We start from the raw sequence: 3,137 nt of genomic DNA, 5'->3' as shown, positions 1-3,137 counted from the left end.
GGGTTAGGGTGGCGGGCATGACGCGGCCCTCCTCCTCCGCCACCGGCGACGCGGGGCGGCCCGTCTCCGTGGATCCGGGTGTCGAGTTCCCGGTGCCGGCGGCCGGCGAAATGTGGGCGGTGGGCGCGGTGATCCTGAACGAGCGGGGCGAGGTGTTCGCCCAGCGCCGGAGCCCGCGGCGGCGGCTCTTCCCGGACACCTGGGACCTGGTGGGCGGCCACGTCGAGCCGGGCGAGTCGCTGCTGGCGGCGCTCGTGCGGGAGGTCGCCGAGGAGACCGGTTGGCGGGTGCGCCGGGTGCGCCGCTTCCTGGGCGTGCTGACCTGGGTGGGGGACGACGGCCTCGGCCGCCGCCACGAGGCCGACTACCTGGTGGACGTGTCGGGTGATCTGGCGGCGCCGGCCCTGGAGTGGGAGAAGCACCCGGAGTTCGGCTGGTTCGGCCCCGCGGAGCTGGACCGTCTCAAGGAGAACCGCAGGCCCGAGGACCAGCTCGTCCATCGGGTGGCCGCGCGGGCGCTGGGGTTGGCTCCCGGCCTCCCGCGGCGCGACCTGCCGCCGCCCGCCTGAACCCGGGCGGGCCCGGCCCTACCAGCCGTGCGCCGACGCCGGTTCGCCGCGCAGGTAGTGGCCGATGCCGAGCGCGTTGTAGTGGACCACGGTGGTCGGCAGGTGGTGCGGGTCGTGCCAGGACAGCCCCGCGCACTTGTGCGGTTCGGCGTTGCGCGGGGTCCCGGCCCAGCGCGCGGTGGCGAAGAAGAAGCCGACGCGTGGCGCGCCCTCCGGCGTTCGGTAGTGCATGGTGTGGACGATGCGCAGCGCGTGCGGGTCGAGGTCGACGCCGACCTCCTCGCGGGCCTCGCGGATCGCGGCGGCCACCACGCTCTCGTCGTGTTCCACCTTGCCGCTCGGCAGGTTGAGCAGCCCGTCGGCGTAGCCGGTGTCGAGCCGTTCGGCGAGCAGCACCCGCCCCGCGCGTTCGAGGATGACCAGCGCGTCGACGTGGGGCCGTTGACTCACCGCGCCCGGTCCCGGTCGGCCGGGTTCGGCGCGTCGCGCAGCAGGGTGGCCTCGGTGGTCGCGTCGTCCCGGGTGGCGGCGACGAAGGTGAGGACGGCCCGCAGCTCGCGGTCGCCGAAGCGGGACAGCAGGTCGGTGGCGCGGCGGCCCATGCCGTCGTAGTAGGAGGCGGGCAGGGTCTCGCCGCGCTCGGTGACGCGGACGAGCGCCCGGCGGCGGTCGTTCGGGTCGGCGGCGCGTTCGACGTAGCCGGCGGCCTCCAGGCGGTCGATCATCCGGGTGACGGCGCCCGTGGTGCGGGACAGGCGGTCGGCCAACTCTCCGGCGCTGAGCGGCCCGTGGGACTTGGCGAGCGCGTGCAGGCACTGCAGGTCGGTGGTGGAGACGCCGAGGCGCGCGGCCACCAGCTCGTTGAGCCGCACCGTCGCCGTCGCCATGTCGGGCATCAGGTAGAGGATCTCGTCGATCAGCCGGGCGGCCGCCGGCTCTGGCTCGGGCACGGGTTTGACGCCTTCCACTCGGAGATTTATCTTACTCGCTCAGATAATGAGCAATGCAGCATCTGCACCGCTCAGTCAGACCTCACGCCTCCGCACACCACCGGTTGAGAGGAGCCACGGGTGTCATCCCCGCCGGCCGGAAAGACCCGAACCCTGGCCCTGACGGCCATCCTGCTCGCGGCGTTCATCGACCTGATCGACGTCACGATCCTCACCGTCACCCTTCCCTCCATCCAGGCCGACCTCGACGCCTCACCAGCCCAGCTCCAGTGGATGCTGAGCGCCTACACCCTGGCGCTCGGCACCGGCCTGATCAGCGGCGCCAGACTCGGGGACATCGCCGGCCACCGGCGGGTGTTCGTCGTCGGCGTGCTCGGCTTCACCGCCGCCTCGGCGATCTGCGCCCTGGCCCTGAATCCTGGCATGCTGATCGCCAGCCGGGTGGCCCAGGGGCTGTTCGCGGCGGCCATGATCCCCCAGGTGCTGGCCCAGATCCAGCTGCTCTACGCCCCGCACGAACGGGGCGGCCCGATGGCCGGGTTCGCCTCGCTCACCGGCCTGGCCGCCACCCTCGGGCCGATCCTCGGACCGCTGCTCACCGAGGCCGACCTGGCCGGCACGGGCTGGCGGCTGGTCTTCTGGGTGAACGTGCCGCTGGGGCTCGCCACCGCCTACGCCTCGCTGCGTCTGCTGCCCGAGAGCCGCGCCGAGACGGCGCCACGACTCGACGTGCCCGGGGTGCTCGTCTCCTCCGCCGGGCTGCTCCTGCTGCTCTACCCGCTGATCGCCGCGTCCGACGAGGCACACTGGCCCGGCTGGGCCACCGGCTGCGTGCTGGCCGGGATCGCGGTGCTCGCCGTGTTCGCGGCCACGCAACGCCGGGCCGAACGCGCCGGCGGCTCGCCGCTGATCGCGCTCTCGCTGCTCCGACACCGCTCGCTCTCCGGCGGGCTGCTCGTCCAACTCCTGTTCTTCGTACCGGTGATGGGCTTCTTCATGGTGTTGATGCAGTTCCTGCAGGTGGGCGTGGCGATGAGCCCGACCGAGGCCGGGCTCACCCTGGTGCCCTGGTCGATCGCGGTCGCCGTGTTCGCCGGCGTGGGTGCCGCCGTGCTGCTGCCGAGGATCGGCCGGCTCACCGTCCAGGCCGGTCTGGTGGCGCTCGCCCTGGCGATGCTGCTGATGGCCGGGACGGCGGCGGGCGCCACCGGCGACACCGGCTTCCTCGACCTGCTGCCGAGCGTGGCGCTCGGTGGGGCCGGCATGGGGCTCGTCGTCGCGCCCATCATCCAGCTCACGCTGGCCGACGTGCCGCCCGAGCACGCGGGCTCCGGATCCGCGCTGTTCAACACCGTCACGCAACTCGCGGCCGCCATCGGCGTCGCGGTGATGGGCACGTTCTTCTTCTCCGGGATCCGGGACGGCGCGCCCGACGTCACGACGATCGGCGCCGCCTTCCACGACACCCTGTGGCTCGGCGCCGCGCTGCTGGCCGACTCCGCCGTGACCAGCAGCCGCATCCGCTCCGGGCGCGGCATCGCGGCCACCCGGGCCAACTGGCCCGCGTACACCTCCAACAGCGCCGTCAGCGGATCCGCGTCGGCGGGCAGCGGGACGG

General features: G+C 73.6%; 4 protein-coding genes. 2 read left to right on the top strand and 2 right to left on the bottom strand.

The window, feature by feature from the left end; genetic code table 11:
• Positions 1-8: 8 nt before the first annotated feature.
• Positions 9-569 (top strand): NUDIX hydrolase, encoded by a 561-nt coding sequence (locus E1283_RS34285; RefSeq protein ID WP_279571315.1) that lies wholly within the window; start codon positions 9-11, stop codon positions 567-569.
• An 18-nt stretch (positions 570-587) separates the two neighbouring features.
• Here E1283_RS34285 and E1283_RS34280 read toward each other — a convergent pair whose 3' ends face one another.
• Together E1283_RS34280 and E1283_RS34275 are read right to left on the bottom strand one after the other, a co-directional pair.
• Positions 588-1,019, bottom strand: coding sequence for an NUDIX hydrolase (locus E1283_RS34280; protein WP_132822073.1), 432 nt, complete (start codon positions 1,017-1,019; stop codon positions 588-590).
• Positions 1,016-1,519: a MarR family winged helix-turn-helix transcriptional regulator gene (locus E1283_RS34275; protein ID WP_207930648.1), complete on the bottom strand. Its 504-nt coding sequence runs from the start codon at positions 1,517-1,519 to the stop codon at positions 1,016-1,018. Before E1283_RS34275 ends, E1283_RS34280 begins: the two co-directional genes overlap by 4 nt.
• Before the next feature lie 120 nt (positions 1,520-1,639).
• Between E1283_RS34275 and E1283_RS34270 the strand changes: the two genes are divergently transcribed.
• Positions 1,640-3,137, top strand: a 1,498-nt coding sequence (locus E1283_RS34270) for an MFS transporter (RefSeq protein ID WP_132822072.1), incomplete at its 3' end; no start/stop codon positions are given.

This window comes from Streptomyces hainanensis (assembly GCF_004348415.1).
GTDB classification, from domain to species: Bacteria; Actinomycetota; Actinomycetes; order Streptomycetales; family Streptomycetaceae; genus Streptomyces; species Streptomyces hainanensis.
The sequence above is the reverse complement of the archived record's forward strand: the minus strand, read 5'-3'. Positions and strand labels throughout refer to the sequence as shown.